Source organism: Weissella sp. DD23 (assembly GCF_001579105.1).
GTDB classification, from domain to species: domain Bacteria; phylum Bacillota; class Bacilli; order Lactobacillales; family Lactobacillaceae; genus Weissella; species Weissella cibaria.
Genome location: NZ_KQ970392.1, coordinates 284,791 through 287,943, shown reverse-complemented (window position 1 = coordinate 287,943; position 3,153 = coordinate 284,791). Strand labels below are relative to the sequence as shown.

The 3,153-nt window shown below is 44.4% G+C and carries 4 protein-coding genes and 1 pseudogene; 1 reads left to right on the top strand and 4 read right to left on the bottom strand.

Going from position 1 to position 3,153, the window contains the following annotated elements:
- From WEIDD23_RS15070 to WEIDD23_RS05660, 4 genes are all read right to left on the bottom strand, one after another.
- Positions 1 to 173: NAD(P)-binding domain-containing protein (locus WEIDD23_RS15070; protein WP_197458825.1), on the bottom strand; the 173-nt coding region annotated here is incomplete at its 3' end.
- Between the two features lie 132 nt (positions 174 to 305).
- The gene (locus WEIDD23_RS05670; protein WP_010371405.1) at positions 306 to 1,496 is read right to left on the bottom strand and encodes an FtsW/RodA/SpoVE family cell cycle protein; all 1,191 of its coding nucleotides are present in this window, start codon (positions 1,494 to 1,496) and stop codon (positions 306 to 308) included.
- Between the two features lie 21 nt (positions 1,497 to 1,517).
- The gene (locus WEIDD23_RS05665; RefSeq protein WP_010371407.1) at positions 1,518 to 1,727 is read right to left on the bottom strand and encodes a DUF2969 domain-containing protein; all 210 of its coding nucleotides are present in this window, start codon (positions 1,725 to 1,727) and stop codon (positions 1,518 to 1,520) included.
- A gap of 2 nt (positions 1,728 to 1,729) precedes the next feature.
- Positions 1,730 to 2,719 carry a rod shape-determining protein gene (locus tag WEIDD23_RS05660; RefSeq protein ID WP_010371409.1) on the bottom strand — a complete coding sequence of 330 codons (990 nt, stop codon included), beginning with the start codon at positions 2,717 to 2,719 and terminating at the stop codon, positions 1,730 to 1,732.
- A 151-nt stretch (positions 2,720 to 2,870) separates the two neighbouring features.
- On the opposite strand from WEIDD23_RS05660, the pseudogene WEIDD23_RS05655 reads away from it, so the two are divergent.
- Positions 2,871 to 3,153: pseudogene (locus tag WEIDD23_RS05655) on the top strand (Mur ligase domain-containing protein); the annotation flags it as partial.

The following is a 3,153-nucleotide window of genomic DNA, read 5'->3' as shown; positions in this document are numbered from 1 at the left end:
GATTCAGCCCAGACATCCAAGGCCGACTGCTTCGCTTCCAAGCCTAATTCCGCAGCCACTTGGGCACCGGAATTAGGTGAATAAACTACTTGACGAATATCTGCATTGCCTGACCAGCCTTGCATCATCGCTTTGGCCATATTACCTGCGCCAATAAAACCGATTGTTAACATCTCACACCTCATTTATCACATTGTTATTAGTCATATCATAACATAGCCAAATCACTCGCACCGGCTCAAAATAGTTTTACAATTTCGGATAAAGAAAAAGGTCTAGCAATTGCCAGACCTTTATTATTGACTCTATGAGAAACCTTGTCGTTCTGATAATGAGAATGACCGGTTATGATAGCGCATCGACATTATCAGACCGATGCCAATCATATTTCCGACTAACGCCGAACCACCTTGCGAAATGAATGGCAATGGAATACCCGTCAATGGTACCAATCCAATGTTCATCCCAATATTTTCGAAAATGTGGAAGAGTAGCATCATCACAACGCCAGCTGCAATATAAGCATAGAATTGATTTGACGTATCGTAAACAACTTGGAAGATTTGGTAAATCAACAAGAAGTACAAAATCAATAACAAGATACTACCTACGAAACCGAAGTTTTCTCCAATAACCGAGAAAATCATATCAGATTCACGCACTGGCACAGCCACGTGTGATACGTTGAAACCTGTACCACTCAAACCACCCGAACCAATTGCTTTCATTGATTGCCACAACTGGTACGCACTGTTTGATGTATCACCAGATGGCTTCAACCAAGCATCGACACGCGCAAACTGGTAAGCTTCAAATCCCACCTTTTCCAGAATATGGCGTCCCCAGGTTTGGGTAACGAACAGAATTGCTGTCGTTCCCAGTGCCCCGGCAACCCCCATAATTGGTCCAAGGATTTTCCAACTCAAACCAGATACAAGCGTCATACCAAAAACGATTGCCAAGAACACCATCATGGTTCCAAAGTCGTGTTGGGCAAGCACCAAAACAACAACCGGTGCCGACCAAGCAATGATTTTTAACAGCAACATCTTATCTGAACGCCAATCGTGAACTGGATTGTTTAGATTGTGTTGCGAAATAGCGCGGGCCAACATCACGATGAAGGCCGGCTTCATAAATTCAGCTGGTTGAAAAGTTAACGGTCCAAAGGCGAACCACATACCACCAGTCCTTGCATAATACGCACGTGAATAAAACACCAACACGGCCAACATCAAGAAAACACCAAATCCAAAGATGTAAGGTGCTACTCGCCATAGCTGTTCCGAGTCAAAGCGCATAATAATCATGACGACTACAATACCTGCAAAATAGTAGGCCGCCTGCATAATTACCATTCGCGTCACGTTCACACCAACTGTATCGTGTGTTCCCGCCACATATAAGGATGCCAAACCAATCAACGCTAGCATCATGACAACGAAGATGATCGACCAATCGACCTCACCTTCGTGTGCAAAAAAGCGTTTGATCATGTTTTACCTCTTAACCTGCAATTAGTGGTGCAAATTGAATTCTGCAATCAACATTTCCATTGCATCATCAAAGTCCTTAGCCGTTACTGAACGGTTATCAGAAAAACGCACCGTCAATGGTGTCGTTGATTCATCAATCGTTCCCAAACGAACCTTGTTAATCTTTACTTCTGAGAGGTTATCTCCCATATCGTTAATTTCTACTGAAACTGGCTTATTATTCCGTGACATAATTACTTCCCTTGTGATCCGTGCATGTGTTCTAGCAACTTTCCAGCACCCTTGGCAACATTATCCAATGGGCTTTCTGAAATCATAACGGGCACACCTAAGTGATCTGAAATCAACTTATCCATCCCGCGTAGTAGGGCACCACCACCAGTTAGCACGATACCACGATCAATGATATCAGAAGCTAATTCTGGTTGAATGCGGGCCAATACTTGGTGCGCCGCATCGACGATTTGCGCCAATGCATCGTGCATCGCCGCCTCAACTTCATTAGCATTCAACGTAATTGTACGTGGCATACCTGAGAAGTTATCACGTCCACGGACTTCCATCTCTTCTGGCTCGTCTAATGGTGTTGCCGTTCCAATCTTAATCTTAATTGTTTCAGCTGTACGCTCACCGATTTGCAAACCGTGGTCACGCTTAACCATGTTGGCAATATCTGCGTTCATCTTATCACCGGCAACTCGAATTGATTCAGATGCCACAATATCGCCAAGTGACAACACGGCAATATCAGACGTACCACCACCCATGTCGATAACCATTGACGCAATTGGTGAGAAGATATCCAAACCAGCACCAACCGCCGCAACCTTTGGCTCGTACTCTAGGTAGACCTTACCACCACCAGACTTTTCGGCAGCCCCGATAATCGCCTTACGTTCAATTTCTGTGATATTCGTTGGGGCGCACACCATAATGTTTGGTCGTGACATGATGCCCTTTGCGTTCAACTTTGACATAAAGTATGACAACATCGCTTCCGTCATATCGAAGTCTGAAATAACACCATCCTTCAATGGACGAACTGCGCGAATGTTACCTGGCGTACGACCAACCATTTGGTAGGCTTCAGTTCCCACAGCCAAAACCTTATCTGTTTTGGTATCAATTGCGACAACAGAAGGTTCGTTAAGGACGATTCCTTCACCCTCAACATAAATTAGGACATTTGCCGTTCCTAAATCAACGCCGATTTCCTTGGCCATGATTTTCCACCTCTTATTTTACTTGCGCATACTCGCTTTAATTCTTAAATATGTATCTTTAATAGTATACAACAAAATCCGCCTTAAATTGACCCCAGTTTGCTTTCCAGCGTAAAATAGGGGTGACAAAAAATAAAGGACATTATTACCTATGAAACTGACATTGCAAGAAATGGCAACGGCCATCAACGCGGAAATTATCAACGCGGCCGATGTCGCTGTTACCAGCACCACATTCGATTCACGTAAAGCTGAAGCCGGTAGTTTATTCGTCCCCCTTGTTGCTGCAAATGATGGTCACGATTACGTTGCTAGCGCTGTTGCTAATGGTGCCACAGTTACCTTATGGCAAGCTGACCACCCTAATGTACCAACTGACGTGCCAACATTGGTTGTTGCCGATACGCTCGTGGCCTTCCAACAATTAGCCGTCT